We start from the raw sequence: 26,454 nt of genomic DNA, 5'->3' as shown, positions 1-26,454 counted from the left end.
TCCCCCTCCTCGTGACACCCCATGGTTGTTGATCAATTTGCGTGATCACCGCGCGTGACTCCGGCATGTCCACCATCGACTACGTCGAGCAGCTGACCTTCCTGCTCTACCTCAAGATCGCCAACGAGAAGAAGAACGACCCGATCGCCCAGGAGCATCTGCTGCCGACTGGCTGGACGAACCGGGGCTGGGTCGAGCTGGTCGACCAGAAGAGCACGGAACTGAAGCGGCGGTACGAGCAGCTGCTCACCGACCTCGGCGAACAGCCCGCGAACACGGCGCACAACCTGATCTTCGGCAAGGCGCAGAACAAGATCCAGAACCCGGCGAACCTGTCCCGGTTGGTCAACGAACTGATCAATCGCGAGACCTGGTCGGTGCACGGCACCGATGTCAACGGCGACGCCTACGAGCAGCTGCTGTCCCGAGGTGCGGCCGACACCAAGTCGGGTGCGGGCCAGTACTTCACCCCGCGCCCACTGATCGACGCCATGGTGCGCTGCACCCAGCCGACCCCGGATGACACGATCACTGATCCCGCCTGCGGCAACGGAGGCTTCCTGCTCGCAGCGCACGCATACATCGTCGACCACTACGTAGGCCGCGATGAACGTGATCTGGACCGGGACAAACTCAACAAGATTGCCAAGAACATCTGGGGCACCGAGCTGGTGCAGGGAACCGCGCGCCTGGCGGCGATGAACCTGCTGCTGCACGGAATCGGTTCCTGGGACGAACAGCCGACGATCCTGATCAAGGACGCACTCGCCAACGACGGGCGCAAGGCGAGCCTGGTGCTGGCCAACCCCCCGTTCGGCAAGAAATCCTCGATCACCGTGGTCAACGAGGATGGCAAGGCCACCCGTGAGGACGTCGCGTACAAGCGCGCCAAATTCTGGGTCACCACCACTAATAAACAGTTCAACTTCGTCCAGCACATCGCCACCCAGCTCGACATTCCCGGGCGGGCCGCCGCTGTCGTACCGGACAACGTGCTTTTCGAAGGCGGTGCGGGCGAGACCGTTCGCCGGAACCTGCTGCGCGATTACGACGTGCACACCCTGCTGCGGTTGCCCACCGGGATCTTCTATGCGGGAGGCGTCAAAGCCAATGTGCTGTTCTTCGACGCCAAGCCTCCCGCCGGTGTCGATCAGGCATTGACCAGCAAGCTCGCCGTCTACGACTTCCGTACCAATCAGCACTTCACCCTCAAGACCAAGGCACTGCGTGCCGAGCACCTCGACGACTTCGTCGAGTGGTATCAGTCGGCGGAAAGGCCCGAAGACCGAAAGCTCAACGACCGCGTGCAACTCTTCGACTATGCGGAGCTGATCGCGCGGGACAAGGTCAACCTCGATCTGATCGGCTGGGTCAAGGACGAATCGGCCGACGACGCGGATTCACTGCTGCCACCCGAGGTCATCGCGGCGGAGATCGTCGAGGACCTGCAGGCCGCGCTCTCCGAATTCGCCGCCGTCGCCGAAGCTCTGGGTAGTGGAGAAAAGACGGAGAACTAGCACCGAGCCCAGCTCACCTGCGGAGCAGGCTGACCAACTGACCTCGGGCATGCGAAAGGGCCGGTCTCCTTGGGGGACCGGCCCTTTCGGTGGGTTGATCAGTGCTGGCTGGACTGCAGGGCTTTCTGCAGGACCGCGGGTTGTTGCGGGCGGACGCTCAGCGCGCCCACGCCCTCAGGGGTTGGCTGGGGGAGCGGTTCGCACTTGGTATCCGGGCCCTCGCCGGGCTGCCGCGCCGGCAGCTTGCCGGTGGCCAGGTAGTCGGCGATCTGGTCGTCGAGGCAGGCGTTGCCGCCGAGCGAACCCGAGTGCGTGGTGCCGCCGGGCAGGCTGATCAGGCTGGCGTTGGGGAAGCGCTTGCGTGCTTCCAGCGCGCCGGGGAACGGGGTCGCGGCGTCCAGTTCCTCGCTGATCAGCAGCGCGCTGGTGACCTTGCTGCCGTCGACGTTGACCGGCTTGCCCGGCTTCGCGGGCCAGTTCCGGCACGGCGCGTTGTACCAGGCGTTCGCCCAGGCCTCGAACGGCGCCTTCTCGTGGACGGCCCAGTTGTCCTTGCGCCACTGCTGCCAGCTCGCCGGCCACTTGACGTCCGTGCACTGGACCGCGAGGTAGACGGCGAAACCGTTGTCGTCGCCCGGTGTGTTGGCGTCGTCGTAGATCGCCTTGAGCGTCTGCCAGTCGCCGCCCCGCACCCAACCCGAGAACGCCTTGGCGCGGCGGTCCCAGGCGGACTGCGAATAGCCCGCCGCCAGGAACACGTCGGTCCACTCGTCGGAGCCGATCACGCCGCCCGCCGGCTGCTGGTCGAGCTTGGCGAGCTGCTCGTAGTACAGCTTCTCCACTTCAGCGCCGGTGGTGCCCAGGTGGTACGTGCCGTCGTACTTCGCGATCCAGTCGAAGAAGATCTTGATGTTGCGGTCGAAGGCCACGTCCTGGTTCAGGTTCGCGTCGTACCAGACGTCGCCTGCGTTCACCACGCCGTCCATCACGACCCGGCGCATCCGCTCGGGGTGCAGGGTGCCGTAGACCTGGCCCAGGTAGGTGCCGTACGAGAAGCCGTAGTAGTTGATCTGCTCGGCGCCCAGCGCCTTGCGGATGCTGTCCATGTCCTCGACGACGTCCGTCGTCTTGATGTGGTCGAGGAGCTTGCCGTTGTTCCCGCACGCCCGCGCGTAGCCCTCGGTCCGGTCCAGCCAGGCCTTCTCCAGCTCCGGCGTGGTCGGCACGTAGTGCGGGCGGTCGTAGGAGAAGTAGTTCGGGTCGCACGAAATCGCGGGCTCGCTGGCGCCCACTCCGCGCGGGTCGAAGCCGATCCAGTCGTAGGCCGCGCCGGCGTTCTTGGGCACGTAGGCGCCGAGCACCGACAGGGACAGGCCGGATCCGCCCGGGCCGCCCGGGTTGACCAGCATCACGCCCTGGTACTGGTCGTCGGGCACGGTGTGTTTGATCCGCGAAACCGCGAGCGAGACCTGCTCACCCGCTGGGTCGGCGTAGTCCAGCGGGACTTTCACCATCCCGCATTCCGCCCCGGCCTTCTGCAGGCCCTCGCCCTTGCACTGGCCCCATTGAACCGGTGTGGACTCGAAAACCGGTGCGGGCGCGGCGGTTGCGGCTCCGGCGGCCGGCGGCAGGCCTGCCAGCAGACCGACGGCCATCGCAGCAGTGACGACTTTTCTCACGATTGTCCCGTCTGTCCTGTTGGGCCCACCTTTCAGCGGCGAGCAATGTGGACAGTAAACGGGATGATCGCAGTTCCAGCGGCGCAGTTGGCGAGAATTGCTCTGCCCGGGCGACTTTCGTTCAGCGGATGCGGTCCCCCGGCTGGGATCACCTGTCTGGTTGCGGGCTCACTCTGCGCGATCGGCGTCAGGACGCGACCGATGCGATCGGCGTCAGGACGCGACCGGCCGGTGTAGCACGTTGACGAGGATATGTCACGCGTTTGCTCACTGCGTAACCGCCGCACTACCTGAAGTTCAACAACGGTGGTAAGAGCCGCGCCGACGTCCGATGTGGACTAGCGTGGCGCACTACGGCGTTCAGCCGCTCGCGTGCGGATGACCGGGCTAATCGGCCTCAGTCACGGGCGCCATGGGCTGGGTTTCCCGGTGGCCGGGCGGGTCGGGTCGAAGTGGCGGGGAGCACCGAGCTCGCCCGCTCGCAGCGGCACCATCCCGGCGGCTATGGCGCGCATGATGCGGTCGCGGGCCCTGGCGGCGTCGCCGACCCGGTCGGCGGACAGGTCGCTCAGGTCCACCGGCGCTCCGAAGTGGACTTTCAGCTTCGGCCTGCGGCGAACGGCCCGGAGCCACGACGCGAACAGGATCCACAGGTCGCCGAACCCCTCGACGCGGACCACGCCGTAGCACATCGCCTCGTGGGCACCCCACTGGCTGATCGGCACCACCGTGGCGCCGGACGCCAGCGCCATCCGGGCCACGCCGGTCTTCCCGCGCTCCGGCCACATGTCCGGTTCGAGGGTGATGCGACCCTCCGGGTACATCAGCACCGGGTGATGATCGCTGGTCAGCGCCGAGACGACCCGCCCCAGCGCCTCGCCCGCGGTGCTCTTGCCGCGGTCGGCGCGGACGTGTCGGCAGGCGCGGAGGACCTTGCCCAGCACCGGAGTGTCGAACAGCCCGCCGGTCGCGAGAAACCGCGGCGCGAGCTGCCGGGTCCGGCAGGCGGCGATCAGCACCAGCGCGTCGAGGTTGCCGATGTGGTTGGCGGCCAGCAGCAGCGGCCTGCCGCGCACCGAATCCGGCACGTCGCCGGTCACTTCCAGCCGCCCGGTGAGCCCGACGACCGCCCGGTCCACCCGCATCAGCACGCGCCACAGCAGCGGCGCGTCGCGGAACAGTTTCTCGCGGTCGGTTCGGCGTGTCGGCTCGTGCGGGCTGGAAGGTAAAGCAACCATGATGGTTGAGGATCTCACGCGCGGTGCCCCGGTTGGAGCGGATCGCCCGAAAAACGTCCGACCAGTGATCTTCCGTGGCTGGTGTGACGCGAGAGGCCGGTGAAGATACCGTGTGGGGCATGGCGAGCCGGACATCGAACGGGGGACGTGGCTCGTCGCGCGGCAAGAGCGCGACCAAGAGCCGCGGCTCCACTGCCAGGAGTGGTGGATCGGCCAGGTCGACCACCGCGCGGAAGAGCACCGGGAGCGCCAAGCCCCGCCCCGGATCGACGCACGCGCCCCGCAGGCCGGCGCCCAAGCGGTCCACCAAGACCCGTTCCAGGAGCGGAGGGAGCCTCGCGCGCGGCGTCGGGAGCGTGGTTCGGGCGGTCGGCAAGACCAAGACGCTCGACCCCGCGCACCGCCGCGACGGACTGGCGCTGATCTTCCTGGCGACCGCGGTGATCGCCGCCGCCGGTGTCTGGTGGCAGGCCGGTGGGCCGGTCGGGCACTGGTTCGACTGGGCCCTGCGGTCGGTCATCGGCATGGCCGCCGTGGTGCTGCCGGCGGTGCTGCTGGTCACGGCCGTCCTGCTGATGCGCACCGAGAACAGCGCGGAGGCACGGCCCCGGGTGGTGATCGGGTCGATGCTGCTGATCTTCACCACGCTCGGCGTCCTGCACATCGTGGCGGGTTCCCCGCTGAACCCCGAGGACTGGCCGAACGCCGGCGGGGCCCTGGGCTTCGTCGCCGGCGGGCCGCTCGCGCACGGCCTCACCGGCTGGGTCGCCGTGCCGGTGCTGGTGCTGATCGGGCTGTTCGGGCTGCTCGTACTCACCGGCACGCCGGTGCGCGAGGTCGCGGCGCGGTTGCGCGGACTCGGTCAGGAGGCCGAGGAGGCCCGGTCGGCGGCCGATACCAAGGGGATCGAGGGCGATACCGCCTCGGTCAAGCTGCGCCGCCCGTCGCGGCGTCGCCAGGCGGCGATGTCCGACGAGGACCGTCAGCTTTCGCTGGACGACGTGCCCGACGAACAGCCCAAGCCCGCCAGGCCGAAAGCCGCCGCGGTGCCGGCCAAGCCGGTCGCCGAAGCTGCCGAGGAGAAGCCGAAGAAAAGCAGCAAGCCGCAGATCAGCCGGAGCGTCGAAGGCGACTACCAGCTGCCGCCGCTGGACGTGCTCACCGACGGCGACCCGCCGAAGAGCCGCAGCCGGGCAAACGACAGCATGATCGAGGCGATCACTGCGGTGTTGGAGCAGTTCAACATCGACGCCCAGGTCACCGGCTTCACCCGGGGTCCGACCGTGACCCGCTACGAGGTGGAGCTCGGCCCCGGCGTGAAGGTCGAGAAGATCACCGCGCTGACCAAGAACATCGCCTACGCCGCGGCGACCGACAACGTCCGGCTGCTGGCGCCGATCCCCGGCAAGTCCGCGGTGGGCATCGAGGTCCCCAACAGCGACCGGGAGATGGTGCGGCTCGGCGACGTGCTGCGCTCCGCCGAGGCGGGCAAGGACAGCCATCCGCTGGTGATGGGGCTGGGCAAGGACATCGAAGGCCACATGGTCACCGCGAACCTGGCCAAGATGCCGCACCTGCTGGTGGCCGGTTCGACGGGGTCCGGTAAGTCCAGCTTCGTCAACTCGATGCTGGTGTCGTTGCTCGCGCGGGCCACCCCGCAGGAGGTCAGGATGATCCTGATCGACCCGAAGATGGTGGAACTGACCCCGTATGAGGGCATCCCGCACCTGATCACGCCCATCATCACCCAGCCGAAGAAGGCCGCCGGCGCGCTCGCCTGGCTGGTGGAGGAGATGGAGCAGCGCTACCAGGACATGCAGGCCAACCGGGTGCGCCACATCGACGACTTCAACCGGAAGGTCAAGTCGGGGGAGATCACCACCCCGCTGGGCAGCGAGCGCGAATACCGGCCGTACCCGTACATCCTGGCCATCGTCGACGAGCTCGCCGATTTGATGATGACCGCGCCGCGGGACGTCGAGGACGCCATTGTGCGGATCACCCAGAAGGCGCGGGCCGCCGGCATCCACCTGGTGCTGGCCACCCAGCGCCCGTCGGTGGACGTGGTGACGGGTCTGATCAAGACCAACGTGCCGTCCCGGCTGGCGTTCGCCACCTCGTCGCTGACCGACTCGCGGGTCATCCTGGACCAGCCGGGCGCGGAGAAGCTGATCGGGATGGGCGACGCGCTGTACCTGCCGATGGGCGCGTCGCGGCCGGTGCGCGTGCAGGGGGCGTTCGTCGGCGACGACGAGATCCACCGCATCGTCTCCTTCACCAAGGACCAGGCCGACCCGGAGTACACCGACGGCGTCACGGCGGCCAAGGCGGCCGAGAAGAAGGAGGTCGACTCCGACATCGGCGACGACCTCGACGTCCTGCTGCAGGCCACCGAGCTGGTCGTGACCAGCCAGTTCGGGTCTACCTCGATGCTGCAGCGCAAGCTGCGGGTCGGGTTCGCCAAGGCGGGTCGGCTGATGGACCTGCTGGAGTCGCGCGGCGTGGTCGGTCCGTCGGAGGGGTCGAAGGCCCGCGAGGTGCTGATCAAGCCGGACGAGCTGGAGAACACGCTGTACATGATCCGGGGCGGGCCGCCGCCGGACGCAGAATGACCCGGTGAACCCGACGTCCCCGTATATCCCCGGATGCGGGGACGTTGCCGTTTGCCGCAGTTTCACCAGGCGAGGTCAACATTCTCGCGGCGGGGCTGCTGCTGGCGTACCAGATGCCCGGCGGTGACAACGGCGGTGGGCGCCGGGCAACGGGCGCACGCTGATGGTCAACGACAACCCGTCCGACCTCGTCCGACCTGGCCGGGGGCTGGCGGGTCGGCCGCAATTTCAATGGAAATCAGATGTCCAATTTCCATTGAAATTGCACAAGTTGTCCGCAACCGTCGGCGTGTCGTGGTCCGACACGCCGACGGTCCGCAATTTCCATGGAAATCAGACCTTCGATTTCCATGGAAATTGCGGGGAGTCAGCGGCGGAGCGTGGCGTGGGTGGTGTTGAGGTCGCCGATGGAGTGGACGCCCAGCAGTTGGAGGGTCCGGACGATCTCGGCGCGGAGGATGTCCACCGCCTTCTGCACGCCCCGCTCGCCCCCGGCCATCAGCCCGTACAGGTAGGCGCGGCCGATCAGGCACGAATCCGCGCCCAGCGCGATCGCCGCGACGATGTCCGCGCCGCTGACGATCCCGGTGTCCAGCAGCACCTCGGCCCGGTCGCCGATGGCCTCGCGGACCGACGGCAGCAGCTCCAGCATCGTCGGGGCCCGGTCGAGCTGCCGACCGCCGTGGTTGGACAGCACCACGCCGTCGGCGCCCAGGTCGATCACGCGCCGGGCGTCGTCGGCGTTCTGGATGCCCTTGACGATCAGCGGCCCCTGCCACAGCTCCCGCAGCCACTCCAGGTCGGCGTAGTTCAGCGACGGGTCGAACATGGCGTTGACCAGGTCCTCCGCGGTGCCCGACCAGTGCTTGAAGGAGGCGAACGACAGCGGCTCGGTGGTGAGCAGGTTGAACCACCACGCCGGGTGCATCGCGCCGTCGGCGATGGTCTTGAACGTCAGTTCCGGGGGGATCGTCAGGCCGTTGCGGTTGTCGCGCAGGCGCGCGCCGCCGACCGGTGTGTCGACGGTGAGCAGCATTGCCTCGTAGCCGGAGTCCTGGGCTCGCTGCACCAGCTCGCGGCTGGCCGCGCGGTCGCGCCAGAGGTAGAGCTGGAACCACTTCCGGGAGTTCGGCGCGGCGGCGGCCACGTCCTCGATGGACGTGGTGCCCATTGTGGACAGCGCGTAGGGGATGCCCGCGCGTTGCGCGACGCGGGCCACCGCCGGTTCGCCCTCGTGGTTCATCATCCGGGTGAAACCGGTTGGGGCGAAGGAGAACGGCAGTTCGGACCGCTTGCCGAAAACCGTCGTGCTGGTGTCCACCTTGGACACGTCCTGCAGCACGGAGGGGCGGAACTCGACGTCGCGGAAGGACTGCCGGGCGCGGCTCAGGCTGATCTCGGCCTCGGCGGCGCCGTCGGTGTAATCGAACACGGCGCGCGGCGTCCGGCGGCGTGCGATGGCCCGCAGGTCGGCGATCGAGTGCGCGGCGGACAGGCGTCGCTCGGTGGGGTTGACCCGCGGGGGATTGACCCGCAGCAGCGGACGGAGTTCGGACCAGCGCGGAAATTGCCGCTTGACCATGCGTGTTCCCTTCTCGCCGTGCGCCGGGGCGCGAAGGGAATATTACCTTTCCACAGCGGCGAAAAACCCGGCCGAACGACGAAGGGCGCGCCCGCTCGGACGCGCCCTTCGCAGACCGTGGTCGGACCGGTGCTCAGCCGGTCGTGCCGAGCCGCACGAGCAGGCCTTCGGAGTTGACCGCGCGGAACTCCAGCAGCAACCCGTTGCCGGAGAGCACGGGCTTGACCTGCGCCTGGTCGACGGCATCGGCGGTGGAGCCGCTCGTCCCGCCGAACTCCCGCACCGCGTAGTAGTAGATGTTCGCGGTGCCCTTGCAGACCATGTCGGTGCCGCAGACCGAATACATGTCGGACTTGAACTTGTCGTCGATCTTCTTGCGGTTGTCCTCGCTGAACCGGTCCTGCTTCTTGTAGTTGCGATAACCGAAGTCGTGCCGTTCGCAGCTGGTGCGGAACTTGAAGCCCAGTGGTTTGTCCGGCGACATCGAACAGCCGTCGGTGGACCAGTCGAGCTGGCCCGCGTATGGCCGCTCGGCGCGGGTCGCGGTGAACGAGTCGAGGGAGGTCTCGAAGAGGTAATCGTCGGTCACCTTCCGCAGCTGGGTCTGGCTGAGGTCGGCGTGCGCGGTCCCGGCGGTGAGCAACAGGGCGCCGGCCGCGGCGGCGCCGGCGATGAAGCCGCGGTGAGCAGCGGAACGTTCCACGGGCTGGTCTCCTCGAAGCCGAAGGATCATTCTCCTGTGTTATAGCCGGTGCTGGTGATACCTGCGGGGCGGTTGAGCGTTCAACACGAAAACGGTGGCGGGGGATTCGACCGGACGGGTGCTAACTGTTCAGGTCGAGGAGCATCCGGGTGTTGCCGAGGGTGTTGGGCTTGATGTTGGCCAGGTCGAGGAACTCGGCTACGCCGGCGTCGGCCGAGCGGCGCATCTCCTCGAAGACCTCCGGGCTGACCGGGGCGCCGTTGATGGTGCGGAAGCCGTGGCGGCCGAAGAACTCGGTCTCGAAGGTCAGCACGAACACCCGGGACAGGCCCAGCTCGCGGGCCAGGCCGACGAGCTGGTGCACCAGGCGGTGGCCGATCCCCCGGCCCTTCACCACCGGGTCCACGGCGACGGTGCGGATCTCGGCGAGGTCTTCCCAGAGCACGTGCAGCGCGCCGCAGCCGACCACGCGGCCGGGCCGGTCGGGATCGGTCAGCTCGGCGACCCAGAACTCCTGGATGTCCTCGTAGAGCGTGACGAGTTCCTTGGCCAGCAGTACCTCTCCGGCATAGGTGTCTACCAGGGATTTGATCGTCCGTGCGTCGGCGATCCGAGCCCGCCGAATTATTATCGCCGAGGATGCATAGTCATTCATGCAAGCATCGTAACGCCGCGATCCGGCCGCAGCATGCGCATTCGCGGTGTGCGTCACGCGCCATGTCGATCGACGGTCAGCACGAAGATCCGCGACAGCCCCAGTTCGCCGGCGGTGGCGATCAGGCGCGCCATGAGAAGCGCGTGCCCGATGCGCGGCCCTTGGCGATCGGGTCGACCGCGACGGCGCGGATCCCGGCGAGGTCTTCCGAGGGCGCGTGCGGCGCGCCGCGGCCCGGCCTGCCTGCTCGGCGACCGAGAACTCCTGGGTGTCCTCGTAGAGCGTGACGAGTTCCTTGCCCAGCAACACTTTTCCCGCGTCGTGGTCGATCAACGCTTTGATCGCGCGGGCGCCGCGCACTCGGGGCGGTCGCACCGGGGCGAGCTCTTATCTTAGGCAAGCCTAACCAGCGATCGGCTCAGTTGGTCACCGGCCGGCCGCAATCTTGGCCACGGCGGGGGTTTTCGGCTGGTGGGCTCGTGCGCAGGGCGTGACGACGGGGACGTTACGCTCGTCGCATGTCAACCGAGCAAAATCACCGCCGAGTCGCCATGGTCACGCTCGGTTGCGCCCGCAATGAGGTCGATTCCGAAGAGCTCGCCGGCAACCTGCACGGCCGCGGCTGGGACCTCGTGGAGGCCGACCAGGCCGACGTCGTGGTGGTCAACACCTGCGGCTTCGTCGAATCCGCGAAGAAGGACTCCGTCGACACGCTGCTCGCCGCCGCCGACACCGGCGCGAAGGTCGTCGCGGTGGGCTGCATGGCCGAGCGCTACGGCGCCGAGCTCGCCGAACACCTGCCGGAGGCCGACGCGGTGCTCGGCTTCGACCACTACGCCAACCTCGCCGACCGGCTCGACGACGTCCTCGCCGGGCAAGCCATCCAGCCGCACCAGCCGCAGGACCGGCGCAAGATGCTGCCGATCAGCCCGGTCGCCCGCCCCGCCGCGGCCGCCGAGGTCGCGGTGCCCGGGCACGGCTGGGTCCCGGCAGCCCGCGCGGTGGCGCGCCGCCGGCTCGACGACTCGCCGGTCGCCGCGCTGAAGCTGGCCTCCGGCTGCGACCGGCGCTGCTCCTTCTGCGCCATCCCGTCGTTCCGCGGCTCCTTCCTGTCCCGGCCGCCGGAAGAGGTGCTGGGCGAGGCCGTCTGGCTGGCCGAGCACGGGGCCAAGGAGCTGTTCCTGGTCAGCGAGAACTCGACCTCCTACGGCAAGGACCTCTCCGACGCGCGGGCGCTGGAGGTGCTGCTGCCGAAGCTGGCCGCAGTCGAGGGCATCGACCGGGTGCGGGTGTCCTACCTGCAGCCCGCCGAGACCCGGCCCGGCCTGGTGCGGGCCATCGCCACCACGCCCGGCGTCGCGCGGTACTTTGACCTGTCGTTCCAGCACTCCAGCGAGCCGGTGCTGCGCCGGATGCGCCGCTTCGGCTCCACCGAGTCGTTCCTGGCGCTCATCGAGCAGATCCGCGAGCTCGCCCCCGAGGCGGGCATCCGCAGCAACGTCATCGTCGGCTTCCCCGGCGAGACCGAGGACGACTTCGCCGAACTGCAGGACTTCCTCACCCGCGCGCGGCTGGACGCCATCGGCGTGTTCGGCTACTCCGACGAGGACGGCACCGAGGCCGCCGGGTTCGACGACAAGATCGACCCGGACGTCGTCGACGAGCGCGTCGCGCAGCTCTCGGACCTGGTGGACGAGCTGATCGCGCAGCGCGCCGAGGACCGCATCGGCACCGAGGTGCGGGTGCTCGTCGAGCGCGTCAGCGACGAGGAGTGCGCCGGTCGTGCCGACCACCAGGGACCGGAGGTGGACGGGGAATGCCTCGTCGCTGATCCTGGAGAGGTCAACGTGGGCGATGTGCTGCACTGCCGGGTGGTGGATAGCGTTGGCGTGGACCTCGTGGTGCGCCCGATCGACAGCACGCCCGCACAGAAACGGTCCGGGGAGCAGCCATGACGGCCGATGGCGCGACATCCGATTCCGCAGCGGTGAACCCGACCGAGCCGCCGCCCGTGCCGCTGGTCAACATCGCCAACATCCTGACCGTCTCCCGGCTGGCGCTGGTACCGGTCTTCCTCGTCGCGCTGTTCTGGGACGGCGGGCACGACACGCTGTGGCGGTGGATCGCCACCGGGGTGTTCGCCATCGCTTCGATCACCGACCGCATCGACGGCGACCTGGCCCGAAAGCGCGGCCTGGTCACCGACTTCGGCAAGGTCGCGGACCCCATCGCGGACAAGGCGCTGACCGGCGCCGCGCTGGTCGGGCTCAGCCTGCTCGGCGACCTGGGCTGGTGGATCACCTGGGTGATCATCGGCCGCGAGGTAGCCGTCACGCTGCTCCGGTTCTGGGTGATCCGGCACGGCGTGATCCCGGCCAGCCACGGCGGCAAGGTCAAGACGCTGCTGCAGGCCCTCGCCATCGGCCTCTACCTCGTGCCGCTCGGCAGCTGGGCCGACATACCGCGCTGGATCGTGATGGGCGCGGCGCTGGTCGCCACCGTCGGGACCGGACTCGACTACGTCGTGCGCGCGGTGCGGCTGCGCGCCGCTGGCCGCGCCAAGGCCACGGCGTGATCCTCGATCAGATCGGGCTACCGTTGTCGCAGGTGGCGGACCTGCTCGCCGCGTTGCGGCGGCGCGGTGAAACGGTCGCGACCGCGGAGTCGCTGACCGCTGGGCTGGTATCCGTGGTGCTGACCGAGGTGCCGGGCGCCAGCGACGTCGTCCGGGGCGGGCTGGTCGTCTACGCGACCGATCTGAAGGCGGAGCTGGCCGGAGTCGATCGCGATCTCCTCGCGGCGCACGGCGCGGTGCACCCGCGGGTCGCGGAGATGCTCGCGGACGGCGCTCGGCAGCGCTGCGGGGCGGACTGGGGCATCGGGCTCACCGGGGTCGCCGGGCCCGATCCGCAAGACGGCGTGGCACCGGGCACCGTGCACCTCGGATTCGCGGGGCCGGGCGGCGCGACGGTGCACACGGTGCGCCTCGACGGCGATCGGTACGCCGTGCGGGCTGCGGCCGTTCGGGTGTCGCTGGAACACTTCGCGGGCCTCTTGCGTTGATGCGGCATGATGCTGTGCGCTGGCACAAGAGCGCGCGCGGTCGGCCCTGCCGACCGAGCACGGGACGTTCGCCCTTGGCGGACTTGTCGGCGATCGTTCTCGTTCGTGCCCTCGGATGAGTAACGTAGGTGGCGTTCACGCGTGGTGCACGCGGTAGGCGACGAAGGAAGGGAGGCGCGCGATGACCGTATTGTTGCGGGAGGCGGTCGGTGAACGGCTGCGCCGCGCCCGGACCGCACAGTCTCGGACCTTGCGGGACGTTTCGCGCGCTGCCCGGGTGAGCCTCGGATATCTCTCCGAGGTGGAACGGGGCCGCAAGGAGGCGTCCAGCGAGCTGCTCGCCTCGATTTGCGGCGCCCTGGACCTACCGCTGCCGGAACTCCTGGTGACCGTGGCCGGCGACCTCGACGAGACGCTGCTGGTGCCGTCGGTCGTCGAGCAGGCCACGTCGGCGGAGATCGACGGTGGCCGCCTGGTGCCCAGCCTGATCGGTACCGAGCTCTCCGACGCGGAACTGGCCCAGCAGCAGCTGGCCGGTGCCGAAGCCGGTGCGGACGCCGAGCCGCGCGCCTGCGCGGAGCGGCTGCAGCCGATGCTCAGCCAGCGGATCGGCGCGCCGGTGCGCAAGCCCGGAGGCGTCGTGGTGGCCGCGTGACGGCGACGGTTGGGAGCACTGTGTCTGCAGAAAGCGCAGCCCGGGGTCGCCGTCAGTGTTGATCGCGGGAGCCGAGCCCCCGCGGGCCCCCAGGTGCGGTGGTCGCATTCGGCGCTCCTCCCGCCGAACAGCGTTCCCGGCCTGCGCACTGACCGGCGGCCAGGTCTTGGGATGCCCGCTTTAGCATTCACGTCCGTTTCGGGGGTCGGTGGTCGGCGGGCCGCGGCGTTCTGGTTCGATCTTGGGTCGTGGCTCCGGGTAAATCCCGGGGATCTACCGTGTTTGGTGGAAGCCGACACGACTACCTGACACGATGGAACCAGCGGGCACGCCCGGTGTGGATGTGTCGGCATGGGGCAGCCAAGCACAGGAGAAGGCAGGCGGAGGAGATGGCCAATCCGTTCGTGAAGGCCTGGAAGTACCTGATGGCGTCGTTCTCGTCGAAGCTCGACGAGCACGCCGATCCGAAGGTGCAGATCCAGCAGGCCATCGAGGAAGCGCAGCGGCAGCACCAGAGCCTCTCCCAACAGGCCGCTTCCGTGATCGGTAACCAGCGGCAGCTGGAGATGAAGCTCAACCGCCAGCTCGGCGAGGTCGAGAAGCTGCAGGCCTCGGCCAAGCAGGCGCTTGTGATGGCGGACCAGGCGCGCGCCAACGGCGACGAGGCCACCGCCCAGAGGTACGAGGAGACCGCCACCCAGCTGGCCAGCCAGCTGGTCACCGCCGAGCAGGGTGTCGAGGATCTCAAGACCCTGCACGACCAGTCGCTGGGCGCCGCCGAGCAGGCGAAGCAGGCGGTGGAGCGCAATGCGCAGATCCTGCAGCAGAAGATCGCCGAGCGCACCAAGCTGCTCAGCCAGCTGGAGCAGGCGAAGATGCAGGAGCAGGTCTCCGCGTCGATGCGGCAGATGACCGAGATCGCCGCGCCCGGCAACACGCCCTCGCTGGAAGAGGTCCGGGACAAGATCGAGCGCCGCTACACCACCGCGCTGGGCGAGGCGGAACTGGCGCAGAACAGCGTCCAGGGCCGGATGCTCGAGGTGCAGCAGGCGTCCATCGACGCCGCCGGTGCCAACCGGCTCGCGCAGCTGCGCGCCTCGATGGGCGGCGGGCAGCAGCAGGTGACCGGCGGTCAGCAGCAGCAGATCGCGGGCGGTTCGGCCACTTCCGCTGAGCCGGCGACCAACCCACAGCAGCAGCAGAACCCGCAAGCCGGCCAAGCCTGAGCGAGCGAGGGGTGAAGTCCCGCAAGCAGGAGCTGGCGCAGTTGGGCGAGGCCGCGCTTGAGCAGTTGCGCGGCCCACTCCTCTCCGAGGTGCGGCGCAAGTTCGTCACCTGGCGCGATCCGCGGGCTCGGCTGCTCCGGCAGCGCAAGCGAGCCAAGCGGACCGCCGCGGGTAGCGCGGTCTCGACAGGGGTGTTCGGCGCTGGGTCGTTCGTCTCGGCGTCCACCCCGACGTTCTGGGGCATGTGGGGCGAATTGGGGTGGTTGTTCCAGGATGTGGCGACCGTCGGCCTCGGCGGGGTCGCCGTCGCTAGCGGCGTGGGCGCGGTCAGCGCGGGACTGAAGTACCGGCGACTTATGAAGACGCCGCTGCCCGAGCCGCTGCCGGAGCCCGCGGCGCTGCCCCCGCAGGGGTCCGCGGCGCGGGAACCGATGCAGCGGCTGCGCGATGCGGAGCAGAGCCTGCACCGCGCGTTGGCGCAGCTGACGTCGGAGGGCGCGGGCAGTGCCGCAGCCGACGCGCGGGGCACCGCGGCCAGCGCGGCAGCGGAGCTGCGGCGGGTCGGGGAGCGGCTGGTCGCCGTGGAGGCGGCGATCCCGCACTCGCCAGCGGCGCAGAAGTCCGCATTGCGGGCTGATGTGCAGCGGCTGCGCGAGGAGCTGGACGAAGGCCTCGACGGGTACGGCGCGCTGGTCGCCGCCGCGGGCCGGGCGGTCGCCGCCAGCGGCGCGTCGGAGCAGAAGTACCTGATGCAGGACGCGACCGATCGGTTGGCCGGGCTCGCGGCCGGGTTGCGGGAGATGTTCGGGCCCGGCGGGCCGGGATCCGATCCGCAGCACCGGTCCGATCCGGCCTGAGGCGACACGCCGCGCCGATATCACTGCTGGTAGTCGACGTATCGTCGACCTACCGGTGAGTTGGCTTGATTGTGTGATGCGAAATAGTAATCTTCCTCCAGTCATTACATGCCGTGGCAGGGCCTCGCCCGACCGGGCGGCTCGGGGGAGGACGATGTGGCGTTGTGGACCGTGCACGGCAACGGTCGACGCCTGGTGCGTGATGCCGTCGTGGCATCCGGGGAACGGCTGAGCTGGCCGCTGACCATCGGCTTCGGTCTGCAGCACCTCCTGGCGATGTTCGGCACCACGACGCTCGTGCCGCTGCTCACCGGCTTCCCCCTGACGACCACGCTGCTGCTGTCCGGTGTTGGCACGCTGCTGTTCCTGCTGCTCACCCGCAACCGGGTGCCCAGCTACCTGGGCGCGTCGGTGGCCTTCGTGGTGCCGCTGGGCGCGGCCGCGGACCAGGCCAGCGCGAGTCCGGCCGCGCTGCTCGGCGGGATCATGTCGGTCGGCCTGGTGGTGATGGCCGTCGGCGTCGCGGTCAAGGCGCTGGGCGTGCGACTGCTGGAGTCGGCGATGCCGCCGGTGGTCACCGGGGCGATCGTGCTGATGATCGGCTTGAGCCTCGCGCCGCAGTCGGTGTCCTCCTTCGGGCAGCAGCCGGTGCCCGCGGCGTTGACGCTGGGCACGGTCGTGTTGCTCACAGTCATCAGCCGGGGCATGGCCGGGCGGGCAGCGGTGCTGATCGGCGTGCTGGTCGGGTGGACCTACGCCGCGCTGGCCGGAGACCTGGTCCAGGAGCGGCTCGACGAACTGGCCGCCGCGCCCTGGGTCGGGTTTCCCCAGCTGATCGCCCCGCAGGTGCACATCTCGGTGATGCCGTTCGTGCTTCCGCTGGTGGTCGTGCTGGTCGCGGAGCACGTCGGGCATCTCAAGGCGGTCGCCGCGATGAGCGGCCGGAACCTCGACCCGTACGTCGGGGACGCGTTGATCGGCGGCGGGTTGGCCACCACGTTGGCCGGTTCGGCGGGTGGTTCCGCGCCTAGCAGCAACGCGGCGAACATCGGGGTCATGGCTGCGACGAGGGTGTATTCGACGGCGGCGTGCATGGTGGCCGCGCTGGCCGCGATCGTGCTGTCCTTCTCGCCGAAGCTCGGCGCCTTGATCAACACGGTCCCGCTCGGGGTGCTCGGCGGCGCGACGCTGGTGCTGTTCGGGCTGATCGCGCTGGTCGGGGCGCGGATCTGGCTGGACGCCAAGGTGGACTTGGCGGATCCGGTGAACCTGGTGGTGCTGGGCACCGCGGTGATCGCCGGGGTCGGCGACCTGACCTTGCGGTTGGGCGAGCTCCGGGTCACGGGCATGGTGTGGGGCTCGGTCGGCATCGTGCTGGTCTACCCGATCCTGCGGAGCCTCGCCGACGCCCGCAGCGCCGCCGCCGAGCACTGACGCCGGCCCGCCAGCCGGGGTTGGCGCAATTTCGCGAGAAATTGACCGTCACCCGGGTGAACGTCAATTTCTCGCGAAATTGCACCCCGCCTCACGGCACGGCGCGGGGTGATCACGGAATGTAGTGGGTCGCTTCATCAGGGGTCGGTGCGATTTCTCGCGAAATTGTCCGCACCTGCGGGCTGGGCGGATCAGGGTTGGCAGTTGGGGCAGTGGTATGCGACTCGGGCTTCGACGCCGTCGCCCTGGGTGCCGCGGCGGACCGGGCCTCCGCAGCGCAGGCAGGTGCGGCGGTCGTAGACCCAATGCTGGGTGCCGCGTCGCAGGCTGTTGGTGGTGGACTGTTCCGGGTGCCAGGCGTTGCGCAGCAGCAGTTCCCGGCACAGCCGCACCGTTCGGGCCGCGTCGACCTCCGCGACCGGCGTCCACGGCGACCGGCCGAGCAGGAAGCATACTTCCGTCTTGTAGAGGTTGCCGACCCCGGCCATGACGGTCTGGTCCAGCAACGCGAGGCCGAGTTCCCGGTCCGGGTCGGCGGTCAGCCGTCGGACCGCCTCGGCCGCGTGCTCGTCGCCCCACTCCGGGGCGAGCAGGTCCGGCCCCAGGTGGCCGACCAGCCGGGATTCCGCCGCGGTCGGCAGCCAGCGCAGGTCGTGCAGGTTGAACCCGACCGCGACCCGTTCGGCCGTGCTCAGCACCGTCCTGACCTGGTGCGCCGGTCGCCGCCACCGGGCGCCGGGGGAGTAGATATGCCAGGCGCCGTCCATGCGCAGGTGGTTGTGCAGGGTGTGGCCGTCGTCGAAGCGGATCAGCAGATGTTTGCCGACGGGCCGTACCTCGCGCACCCCGCGTCCCGCGAGGTCCAAGGTGGACAGTCGCGGATGCCGCAGCTCGCCGCGGGTCAGGACCTGCCCGGCCAGCGCCTCGTGCAACCGGTGGCAGGTGAGGAAGACCGTGTCGCCTTCGGGCAGGGCCGACTCACCGCCCCTCGACCGCCAGCTTCAGCCCCAGGCCGATCAGCACCGTCGCGGTGACCCGGTCCAGCCAGGCGCGCACCCGCTGCTTCTCGAACAGCGCGCGGGCCCGGCTGGCGACCCACACCAGCGCGGTGTCCCACAGCAGGCCGATGGAGACGTGCGTGGCGACCAGCAGCGGACCCCAGACGAACGCCGCCGGCCCGGCGGGCAGGAACTGCGGCAGCAAGCTGATGTAGAACACGCCCACCTTGGGATTGAGCAGGTTCGTTGTCATCCCGGCCCGCAGCGCCGTCCAACCGGTCAGCCGGACCGGTTCGGCAGGGACGTCTTCGGGCTGCTGAATCTTGTTGCGCGGCAAGGACTTCCAGATCGCCGAGCCGCCCAGCCACAGCAGGTAGGCCGCGCCCGCCACCCGCACGATGTCGTAGGTGATCTGGGAGGCGGTGAGCAGCGCGGTCAGCCCCGCGACGCTCGCGGTGCCCCAGATCACGCAGCCGAGGTTGATGCCGAGGAACGTCGCGACCCCGGCGCGGCGCCCGCCGAGCAGCGAATGCCGCAGGATCAGCATCGTGTCCAGCCCCGGCGTCATGATGCCGATCAGCGCCACGACGAGGAACGCGGAGTACGCCGCCGTGCTCATTCGGTGTCTTCCGGGAATTCGTCGTCGTCCGGCTCGAAGCGGCGCTGCCGACCGGCCCGCAGGGTGCGGGCGAGCACCAGGTTGAACGCCAGTGCGACCTCCCGCGCGCCCGGCGTGCCCCACTGGTGGATCGGCATGCACGCGCCTTGTGCTTGCTGCACGGCCAACCGATCGGGCAGCGCGACCGGCAGCACCAGCGGACCGAAGATGTCCCGCAGCTCGTCGATGCGGAACTGGTGCTCGTGGGAGCGCGGCCGGACCCGGTTGACGATGACGCCGAGAGGCTGCAGATCGGGGTTGTTCGACTGGCGCTCGGCCTGCACGGCCTCGAACGCCCGCTGCACGCCGGAGACCGCGAAGATCGTCGGCTCGGTGACCAGCAGCGCGCGGTCGGCGGCGACCAGCGCGGAGCGGGTCAGCCGCCCCAGGGACGGTGGGCAGTCCAGCAACACCAGCTGGTACGGCAGCTCGCCCTCGGCGATCAGACCGTCCAGTTCGGACAGTGCGTCGGTGAGGTGGGACAGGTGATCGCCGTCGGAGTGCTGGCCGTTGAGGCTCTCGGCGTCCTCGGAGCCCACCAGGACGTCGACCTCTTCGCCCCACGAGCTGCGGGCCACCGCCGCCCGCAGGACCTCCGGGCGCGGATCGGCCAGGACGTCGCTGAGGCCCTTGGTGGTCTTGTCCGGCTCCAGGCATGCGGTCGCGTTGCACTGCGGATCGAGGTCGACGACCAGCGTCCGAACCCCTCGGCGCATGGCGGCCGAGGCAAGCCCGAGCACCACGGTCGTCTTGCCCACGCCACCCTTGAGACTCAGCACTGCCACCGTCTGCACGGTCGTAGCCTACGGAACCGGCGGCCGCTCCAGAACTGCTGCCTGAAACTTGATCCGCTTGGCGGCGCGGGTGGCGGCCCCTTGCCGGAGCCGCTGTCGCCGTCTCGCTCCGCTCGAAGGCGGAACCCCAGAGCCGCCACCGGCCTCCGGGGTTCCGCACGCCGGTGAAACCCGCCCGCGACCCCGCATTACGCTGCTCACCATGAGATCCGACGCCGTCCACCAGGTGCTGGAAACCGAACTCGACGACGCTCGGCGTCGTCGCGGCGGGCGCCCGCCGCGGGTACTCGACGTCGGTGGCGGCAGCGGCGTGTGGGCCGTGCCGCTGGCATCGGCGGGATGCTCTGTGACGGTGGTCGATCCGAGCCCGAACGCGCTGGCGATGCTCCAGCGCCGGGCCGTCGACGCCGGGGTGGCCGACCAGATCACCCCATTGCAGGGCGACACCGACGCGCTGGCGGCGTTCAGCCCGGAAGGCGGCGCCGATCTCGTGCTCGCGCACGGCCTCCTGGAGGTCGTCGACGACGTCGAGGCCGCGGTTGCGGCGCTGGCGGCGGCCACCGCACCGGGCGGCGCCGTGTCGGTGCTGGTCGCCAACCGGTACGCGGCGGTCCTCGGATGGGCGCTTGCCGGGCGGGTCGCCGAGGCGCTGCAACTGATCCAGGACGCGGACGGCCGGCTCGACGCGGCCTCGGACACCTTGCAGCGGCGGTTCGACACCGACGGCCTGCAGCAACTCCTGGCAGGAGCCGGGCTCTCGGTGGAGTTGGTGCAGGGGCAGGCGGTGCTCGCCGACCTGGTGCCCGGATCGGTGCTGGACAACAACCCCAGGGCGGCCGACGCGATGGCCGAACTGGAGCGAGTGGCGGCGCTGCGCTCCCCGCTGCGCGACATCGCAACCCGACTGCACGCAATCGCCCGCAGGCCCGCCTGACGACTGCTTCCAAGCCGGCTGCGCCGCTTCGAAGGCGAGGGAGCGAAAAACGTCGAGGCGGGCCTTCGGCGACGCCCTTTCCGCTGGGTGGATGCCTGCGGCGGGGCGGAACGCTGATCGGTCACTGCCCCGAGGGGATGATGTCGGCAACCTCGCACAGTTCCGGTGCTGGGACCGGGTAGTCGTCCCGTCTCGGGAACCGTATCCTCGTGGGTGACGCCCCCAAGCGTTCGCCGGTCCCCAACCTGCGTGGGCAACCAGCCCACCGGGTCTCCGGCGCCACTGAGAAACCTGTGCCGGAGGAGGAGTCATGCCACTCTCCGAGCACGAGCAGCGACAGCTCGAACAAATCGAGCGCGCGCTCTATGCCGAGGACCCCAAGTTCGCCTCCACCGTGCGCGGAGGACGACTGCATCGCCCATCCAGACGTCGGCGGCTGCAGGGCATAGCCGTCTTCGTCCTGGGGTTGGCCCTGCTGGTAATCGGCGCGGTGATCCCGGCCCTCAGGCCGGCCGACATCCCCGTGTTGAGCGTGGTCGGCTTCCTCGTGATGTTCGGCGGAGCAGTGATCGTCCTGTCCGCGTTGCGCGGTGGCGGGGACGACATCGAATCGGGGCTGGCACACGGCGGTGGTGACCGGCCGAAGAGGGGCGCGAACCGCAGTGCTGGACGCAGTTCCTTCGCCCAGCGAATGGAGGAGCGCTTCCGCAAGCGCTTCGATCAATAGCGGCTGATGACCTGATGATCGCCGTCGGCTGCCAACGGGCAGACCGGCGGCGATCATCGCTGTGCGCAGGCTTCTGTCCCCAGGCTCGTTTCGGGTGGCGGTGGCGGGTAGCGCAACGTCGGACGCCGCCTTCGGTGCTTCAAACAGGCAGCTCAAAACCGCCTTCAGAGCAGCCTGCAAGCGCCTAAAAGCATCGCGGAATGCCTTGGCATCACCGGTTGGCGTGGCGGAGTTGCAGCACCGAGCGCGGGAACAGGCGCGAGCGCCAGTCCAGTGGCGCTGCGCGGCCCAAGCTGTCCAGCACACCGTGCAGCGTCTCGGGGAGCGTCGCCGCCGGCTCCTGCCCCGCTGGCGCGTACCACTCCCGCTCCACCGCCACCACCAGAGCCCGCATCGCCTTGGCACCGGATTCGTCGAGGCCATGATCGTCGATGAAGCCCGTCGCGACGCGTCGCGCGGTGTCGGTGGCCGCCGGTCGGGTCCCCCGGTCCTGGAACTCGTCCAGCACCTCTCGCCACGCGATCCCCGCAGCACCTTCCGCGCCTTCGGCGACCGCGCGTAGTCGCCGCCGCCTGCGCACCTCGCGCACCAGAGCGGGCGTCACCAGCAGCGCCAAGCCGAACACGAGGACGCCGATCGTGATCGGCCACGGGTTCGTGCCCGCCGTTTCGCGCGGCGTGCGCGCCGCGCCGACATCGGCGCCGTCCGGGTGCGCCGACCCGGGCTGCGAACCGGCGGTGGGCGGCGTGCCCGGCACCGGCTGACCCGGCGCCTGTGCTTGCGGCTGCGACGGGTTCAGCTCGCTGTTGAGGAACTCCGGCAGCGCGGTGCGGCCGTCACTCAGCGGCGTCGGGTCAAAGGTCTGCCAGCCCCAGCCCGGGAAGTACGCCTCGACCCAGGCGTGCGCGTCCTCGGTGGTGACCACCCGCTCGTCGCCGTCGCGGTACCCGGGGGTGAAGCCGATCGCCACCCGGGACGGGATGCCCACGGCGCGCAGCAGGACCGCCATCGACGAGGCGTACTGCTCGCAGAACCCGCGCTTGCCGCGGAACAGGAAGTCCGACAGGGCGTCGTTGCCGGTCGCCGGGGCGGTCTTCAGGTCGTAGCGGAAACCGTTCGACGGATCGGTGAAGTACCGGTTGAGCGCGACGGCCTTGTCGAAAGCGGTGGGCGCGTTAACGGTCAACCGCCTGGCCAGGTCGGCCACCTGGGGCGGGATTCCCGCGGTGTCCAGGTAGGACGAGGCGATCGGCATCGGGCCCTGGGCTTCGCGCAGCTGGTCCGGGGTCGGCCGCTGGACGAGGAACTGCTCGACGTAGGGGCGGCTTTCCTGGCTGGTCTGGGTGAACACGATCCCGGCGGCCGGGTCGTAACGCCAGTTGGTGCCCATCCCGGAGACGAACAGCGGGATGCCGAACACCGGCAGCCACGGGTCCCGATAGCCGATTGGCTGGATCTCGACCCGCTCGCTGTCGCCGAGCATGATGCCGGTGCCCTCCGGCAGCGCGAGCTTGGCGTTGGCGTCGACGCCCTGGGTGAGGCCCTCCAGCTCCCAGCCGCGTTCCGGGTCGAACTTCCGCAGCGTCATCGCCCGCAGGTAGGTGCCCTCCCGCAGGCCGCGAACCCGGAAAAGCTCGACGACGCGGTCCCGGTTGAGCTGGCCACGCAGCGACGTGAACGGTTGCAGCCCGATTCCGTCGGTGCCGCCGAACTCCTCCGGCACCGCTCCGGGCAGCCGGCCCTCGGTGCCGACCCCGGTGAACACCATGCCGGTGAGCAGCGCGATCACCCCGGCGGTGCCGGCGATCGCGCCCGTGGTGCGGCCGAACAGGGTCTGCGCGACCTGGCTGCGGTCTTCGTGCCGGCGCCACCTGCGATGCTGTCCGCCCGAGGCCAGCAGCATGGCGTAGCCCAGCGCACCGGCGACGAAGGACCACCACGGCAGCATGTCGTCGGCCAGCGACGCGGGGATGGCGAAGACGCACAGCAGCAGCAGCCCGGCCACCGCCGGGCTGCGGTAGGTCACCACGATGAGGTCGACGACCAGCGCGACCAGGCCCAGGCCGAGGCACACCATGGCCTGCAAGGCCGGTTCGGCGGGCACCGGCGGAACTCCGGTGCGCACCAGTTCGGAGGCGTCGCCGAGCAGCTTGCCGAGATCCGCGATCGCCGCCGGGCCCGGCAGCAACCCGAGGATCGCGCGCTCGGCGAACTGCGCGGTCAGGACCAGCAGCAGGCCGGCCAGCTGGATGATCACGGTGGCCGCGACCGGCCTGCGGAACCGTCGGCCCAACGTCCCGATCGCGGCGACGGCCACCACGGTGACCATCGCCGGGAAGACCCACCGGCCGTCGGCCAGCACGCCCGCGAACGCCGTCGACGCGCACAGCACGGACAGCGCACCGGCCGCGGTCGCCACCAACGACGTGTCGATGGCGGCGGTCGTCCGGTTCGCGGTCACGTCACGACCTCCGATTCGGGTGCCGTGGTCTCCCGGCAGAGCAGCTGCCAGACCTCGACGATCGAGGTCCGGGGGCCGCCCACGATGACCACGGTCCAGCCGGCCGCGCGCAGCCGCCGGGCGGTCTGCCGCGGGTCGAAACCGCCGCCGTTGTCCCCGTTCCAGGCCCCGACGTCGAGCAGCAGCGCGAGGCTCCGAGTCTCTTGTGGACGGAGCTTGGTCAGCTCGGTGACCGCCGCGGTGGTCGTTTCGCCGAGGACCGCGATGAGCTCGTGGCCGCCGCCCGGATCGCGGGTGGCCACCAGGTCGCGCTGCGGCGAGCTGCGCACCGCGGCCAGCGAGTCGAGCACCGCATCGTCGTCGTGCCCGCCGTCGGACGGCCCGGCGCCGCCCGCCAGCACGTGCCCGTCCTCGGTGACCAGCCGGACCTGCTGGCCGCTGCGGTGCAGGTGCAGGCAGATGCTGGCGACCGCGGAGATCGCCCACTCGACGCTGCTGCCCGCGCCGCTGCCCCGGTGCGCGGCCGACCGCCGGTCCAGCAGCACCGTGACGCCGCCGTGCCAGGGGCGTTCCTCGACGCGCACCATCAGCTCGTCGCGGCGCGCAGTGGACTTCCAGTGCACGCGCCGGATGTCGTCGCCATGCCGGTACTGCCGCACCATCGCGTCGTCCTCGCCGTGCCCGGAACGCAGGCGCGTAGTGCCGTCCTCGCCGGTGCCCAGCCCGGAACCGGCGGGCAGTCCGGTGAGCGGGAAGACCTTCGGCACGGCCACCAGGCGGCTGCGGTCGGCGAGTTCCCGCTCGAACTCGGAAAGCCCGAACGGATCGCCGATCCGGGTGCGCAGCGGCCCGATGTGGTGGATGCCGCGCAGCGTCGGCGTCACCGCGTACTCCAGGAGCGTGCCGCCGTGCCGGGGCACCGCGTCCAGCCGGAACCGCGGCCGCCCGCCGAGCGCGTGCGGGGTGTTGTCCTCCAGCACCAAACCGTCGACCGGGAGCCGTCCGCTGCCGGTGACGTGCAGCTGAACGGTGGCCTCGGAGCCGACCGGGATCCGCGGCGGCACCACTTGCCGGCGGGCGGCGATGCCGAACCGGATGCGGCTGGACAGCAGCAGCGCCAGCAGCGGCAGCGCGATCACGAACGCCGACACGCGCAGCAGATCCCGTTCGTCCAGCACGAGAGCGCAGATGCCGGCGGCCGCGCCCGCTGCCAACAGGCAGCGCCCGCGGATGGTCAGCCCGGAGAGCACGACTACCTGCGTTCGCTGTCGCTGTCGCCGCGCGGCACCGGGATCCGGTTGAGCAGCTGCCATACCAGGTCCGAGGCCGAGCGGCGCGCGGCGCGCGCCTCGCTGGTCAGCACCAGCCGGTGGGCCAGCACCGGGACGGCGATGGCCTGGACGTCGTCCGGGACGACGAATTCGCGTCCGGCCAGCGCGGCCTGCGCCCGGGCGGCGCGGACCAATTGCAGGGTCGACCGGGGCGAAGCGCCCAGCCGCAGCTCGGGCAGCTGGCGCGTCGCGGTGACGAGGCCGATCACGTAGCGCCGGATTTCGGTGGACAGGTGCACCCGGCGCACGGCCCGCAATAGGGCCTGCACCTCGCCGCCGTCGGCGACGGGGCGCAGGTCGCGCAGCGGATCGTGCCCGGCGTGCTCGTCCACCATCGCCAGCTCCGCCTTGGCGTCCGGATAGCCGATGGACACGCGGGTGGTGAAGCGGTCCCGCTGCGCCTCGGGCAGCGCGTAGGTGCCCTCCATCTCGATGGGGTTCTGGGTGGCGATAACCATGAACGGGGCGCTGAGCGGGTAGGTCTCGCCGTCGACGGTGACCTGGTTCTCCTCCATGCACTCCAGCAGCGCCGACTGGGTCTTCGGCGAGGCCCGGTTGATCTCGTCGCCGACGACGATGTTGGCGAACACCGGGCCGGGCCGGAATTCGAAGGACTCGGTCTGCCGGTTGTAGATGGACACGCCGGTGATATCGCTGGGCAGCAGGTCCGGGGTGAACTGGATCCGGCTGACCGTGCAGTCGATGGACCGGGCCAGCGCCTTGGCCAGCGAGGTCTTGCCGACGCCCGGCACGTCCTCGACCAGCAGGTGGCCCTCGGCGAGCATGGTGACCAGCGCGACCCGCACCACCTCGGGCTTGCCGACCAGCACCTGCTCGATGTTGGCGGCGATGCGCTGGATGGTGCTGTGCAGTTGGTCGATGCTCGGCGTCGCGGCGCCGGCCGCGGCGTCGGACAGCTGGGTTTTCGGCGTCACGCCACCTCCTGAGCGTTGCGGCGCGCGATCACCCGGTGCGGCGGCGTCGGCTCGCCGGAGCGGTCGCGCATGCAAACCTCCAAAGTCTGCGGCCGGTGGGTGGCTCTGGTGGTCCGCGCCGGCGTCCTCCGGCGAAGCGGCAGCGATCGCCTGATCGAGTCCGGCGTGCACGTGCAGTGTGCCAAACCCGGCGATGCCCGGTGGGACACCCGCATCGAACCTCGGCCGAACGCGGCGGACGGCCTCCCCACTTCGCCCCACCGCGACGGGCCGCCGGGCGCCGGGTCGGGCGGGTCACGAGCATAACCGCGCACCCCGACGGGTTGATCAAGGCTGGGCCAGCCGTTCCCCCACCTCGCCGCCACGCTGTGCTACCAGCGCAAACGGTGCCAATA

The 26,454-nt window shown here is 70.1% G+C and carries 22 protein-coding genes; 11 read left to right on the top strand and 11 right to left on the bottom strand.

Annotated elements, in window-relative coordinates:
• The first annotated feature begins 41 nt into the window (after positions 1-41).
• Positions 42-1,517 carry a class I SAM-dependent DNA methyltransferase gene (locus FDZ84_RS04450; RefSeq protein ID WP_246868793.1) on the top strand — a complete coding sequence of 492 codons (1,476 nt, stop codon included), beginning with the start codon at positions 42-44 and terminating at the stop codon, positions 1,515-1,517.
• A 98-nt stretch (positions 1,518-1,615) separates the two neighbouring features.
• Here FDZ84_RS04450 and FDZ84_RS04445 read toward each other — a convergent pair whose 3' ends face one another.
• Together FDZ84_RS04445 and FDZ84_RS04440 are read right to left on the bottom strand one after the other, a co-directional pair.
• Complete coding sequence (locus tag FDZ84_RS04445) at positions 1,616-3,196, bottom strand: alpha/beta hydrolase (protein WP_246868792.1); 1,581 nt, start codon at positions 3,194-3,196, stop codon at positions 1,616-1,618.
• A gap of 401 nt (positions 3,197-3,597) precedes the next feature.
• On the bottom strand, positions 3,598-4,434 hold the full coding sequence (locus FDZ84_RS04440) for a lysophospholipid acyltransferase family protein (protein ID WP_371812776.1): 837 nt from the start codon (positions 4,432-4,434) through the stop codon (positions 3,598-3,600).
• 119 nt (positions 4,435-4,553) lie between these two features.
• Between FDZ84_RS04440 and FDZ84_RS04435 the strand changes: the two genes are divergently transcribed.
• Positions 4,554-7,046, top strand: coding sequence for a DNA translocase FtsK (locus FDZ84_RS04435; protein WP_210435422.1), 2,493 nt, complete (start codon positions 4,554-4,556; stop codon positions 7,044-7,046).
• A gap of 367 nt (positions 7,047-7,413) precedes the next feature.
• Here the strand turns inward: FDZ84_RS04435 and FDZ84_RS04430 are convergent, their stop codons facing one another.
• The 3 genes from FDZ84_RS04430 to FDZ84_RS04420 all read right to left on the bottom strand — a co-directional run bounded on the left by FDZ84_RS04430 (position 7,414) and on the right by FDZ84_RS04420 (position 9,986).
• Positions 7,414-8,628: an alpha-hydroxy acid oxidase gene (locus FDZ84_RS04430; protein ID WP_168584839.1), complete on the bottom strand. Its 1,215-nt coding sequence runs from the start codon at positions 8,626-8,628 to the stop codon at positions 7,414-7,416.
• Positions 8,629-8,761: 133 nt separating this feature from the next.
• Positions 8,762-9,331: a phospholipase gene (locus FDZ84_RS04425; protein ID WP_168584838.1), complete on the bottom strand. Its 570-nt coding sequence runs from the start codon at positions 9,329-9,331 to the stop codon at positions 8,762-8,764.
• A 121-nt stretch (positions 9,332-9,452) separates the two neighbouring features.
• The gene (locus FDZ84_RS04420) at positions 9,453-9,986 is read right to left on the bottom strand and encodes an amino-acid N-acetyltransferase (protein WP_168584837.1); all 534 of its coding nucleotides are present in this window, start codon (positions 9,984-9,986) and stop codon (positions 9,453-9,455) included.
• Positions 9,987-10,504: 518 nt separating this feature from the next.
• Here FDZ84_RS04420 and rimO point away from each other — a divergent pair.
• From rimO to FDZ84_RS04385, 7 genes are all read left to right on the top strand, one after another.
• The gene (gene rimO, locus FDZ84_RS04415; RefSeq protein ID WP_168584836.1) at positions 10,505-11,941 is read left to right on the top strand and encodes a 30S ribosomal protein S12 methylthiotransferase RimO; all 1,437 of its coding nucleotides are present in this window, start codon (positions 10,505-10,507) and stop codon (positions 11,939-11,941) included.
• A complete protein-coding gene (pgsA, locus tag FDZ84_RS04410; protein ID WP_168584835.1) occupies positions 11,938-12,561 on the top strand; it encodes a CDP-diacylglycerol--glycerol-3-phosphate 3-phosphatidyltransferase in 624 nt (207 codons plus the stop codon). Before rimO ends, pgsA begins: the two co-directional genes overlap by 4 nt.
• Positions 12,558-13,049 (top strand): CinA family protein, encoded by a 492-nt coding sequence (locus tag FDZ84_RS04405; protein WP_168584834.1) that lies wholly within the window; start codon positions 12,558-12,560, stop codon positions 13,047-13,049. Before pgsA ends, FDZ84_RS04405 begins: the two co-directional genes overlap by 4 nt.
• Before the next feature lie 181 nt (positions 13,050-13,230).
• Positions 13,231-13,704 carry a helix-turn-helix domain-containing protein gene (locus FDZ84_RS04400; protein WP_168584833.1) on the top strand — a complete coding sequence of 158 codons (474 nt, stop codon included), beginning with the start codon at positions 13,231-13,233 and terminating at the stop codon, positions 13,702-13,704.
• 389 nt (positions 13,705-14,093) lie between these two features.
• Positions 14,094-14,930 (top strand): PspA/IM30 family protein, encoded by an 837-nt coding sequence (locus FDZ84_RS04395; protein ID WP_168584832.1) that lies wholly within the window; start codon positions 14,094-14,096, stop codon positions 14,928-14,930.
• An 11-nt stretch (positions 14,931-14,941) separates the two neighbouring features.
• The gene (locus tag FDZ84_RS04390; RefSeq protein ID WP_168584831.1) at positions 14,942-15,787 is read left to right on the top strand and encodes a hypothetical protein; all 846 of its coding nucleotides are present in this window, start codon (positions 14,942-14,944) and stop codon (positions 15,785-15,787) included.
• Positions 15,788-15,895: 108 nt separating this feature from the next.
• A complete protein-coding gene (locus FDZ84_RS04385) occupies positions 15,896-17,221 on the top strand; it encodes a uracil-xanthine permease family protein (protein WP_371812775.1) in 1,326 nt (441 codons plus the stop codon).
• Positions 17,222-17,412: 191 nt separating this feature from the next.
• Here the strand turns inward: FDZ84_RS04385 and FDZ84_RS04380 are convergent, their stop codons facing one another.
• The 3 genes from FDZ84_RS04380 to FDZ84_RS04370 are packed head-to-tail and all read right to left on the bottom strand — an operon-like array spanning position 17,413 to position 19,671.
• A complete protein-coding gene (locus tag FDZ84_RS04380; protein ID WP_168589794.1) occupies positions 17,413-18,192 on the bottom strand; it encodes a DNA-formamidopyrimidine glycosylase family protein in 780 nt (259 codons plus the stop codon).
• Positions 18,193-18,199: 7 nt separating this feature from the next.
• On the bottom strand, positions 18,200-18,838 hold the full coding sequence (locus FDZ84_RS04375) for a LysE family translocator (RefSeq protein WP_168584830.1): 639 nt from the start codon (positions 18,836-18,838) through the stop codon (positions 18,200-18,202).
• Positions 18,835-19,671: a ParA family protein gene (locus tag FDZ84_RS04370; RefSeq protein WP_168584829.1), complete on the bottom strand. Its 837-nt coding sequence runs from the start codon at positions 19,669-19,671 to the stop codon at positions 18,835-18,837. The genes FDZ84_RS04375 and FDZ84_RS04370 overlap by 4 nt, the downstream gene beginning before the upstream one ends.
• A 202-nt stretch (positions 19,672-19,873) precedes the next feature.
• Here FDZ84_RS04370 and FDZ84_RS04365 point away from each other — a divergent pair, with 202 nt between their 5' ends.
• Both FDZ84_RS04365 and FDZ84_RS04360 read left to right on the top strand, forming a co-directional pair.
• Positions 19,874-20,605, top strand: a complete 732-nt coding sequence (locus FDZ84_RS04365) for a bifunctional 2-polyprenyl-6-hydroxyphenol methylase/3-demethylubiquinol 3-O-methyltransferase UbiG (RefSeq protein WP_168584828.1) — start codon at positions 19,874-19,876, stop codon at positions 20,603-20,605.
• A 310-nt stretch (positions 20,606-20,915) separates the two neighbouring features.
• The gene (locus tag FDZ84_RS04360) at positions 20,916-21,332 is read left to right on the top strand and encodes a DUF3040 domain-containing protein (RefSeq protein WP_168584827.1); all 417 of its coding nucleotides are present in this window, start codon (positions 20,916-20,918) and stop codon (positions 21,330-21,332) included.
• Positions 21,333-21,543: 211 nt separating this feature from the next.
• On the opposite strand, the gene FDZ84_RS04355 is transcribed toward FDZ84_RS04360, so the two are convergent.
• Genes FDZ84_RS04355 through FDZ84_RS04345 form a run of 3 tightly spaced genes read right to left on the bottom strand, consistent with a single transcriptional unit; the run spans position 21,544 to position 26,059 of the window.
• The gene (locus tag FDZ84_RS04355; RefSeq protein ID WP_168584826.1) at positions 21,544-23,793 is read right to left on the bottom strand and encodes a DUF3488 and transglutaminase-like domain-containing protein; all 2,250 of its coding nucleotides are present in this window, start codon (positions 23,791-23,793) and stop codon (positions 21,544-21,546) included.
• Positions 23,790-25,043 carry a DUF58 domain-containing protein gene (locus tag FDZ84_RS04350; protein ID WP_168584825.1) on the bottom strand — a complete coding sequence of 418 codons (1,254 nt, stop codon included), beginning with the start codon at positions 25,041-25,043 and terminating at the stop codon, positions 23,790-23,792. Before FDZ84_RS04350 ends, FDZ84_RS04355 begins: the two co-directional genes overlap by 4 nt.
• 2 nt (positions 25,044-25,045) lie before the next feature.
• Complete coding sequence (locus FDZ84_RS04345; protein WP_168584824.1) at positions 25,046-26,059, bottom strand: MoxR family ATPase; 1,014 nt, start codon at positions 26,057-26,059, stop codon at positions 25,046-25,048.
• Positions 26,060-26,454 lie beyond the last annotated feature (395 nt).

The sequence above is a fragment of the Saccharopolyspora sp. ASAGF58 genome (genome assembly GCF_012277335.1).
Classification (GTDB): domain Bacteria; phylum Actinomycetota; class Actinomycetes; order Mycobacteriales; family Pseudonocardiaceae; genus Saccharopolyspora; species Saccharopolyspora hattusasensis.
The sequence above is the reverse complement of the archived record's forward strand: the minus strand, read 5'-3'. Positions and strand labels throughout refer to the sequence as shown.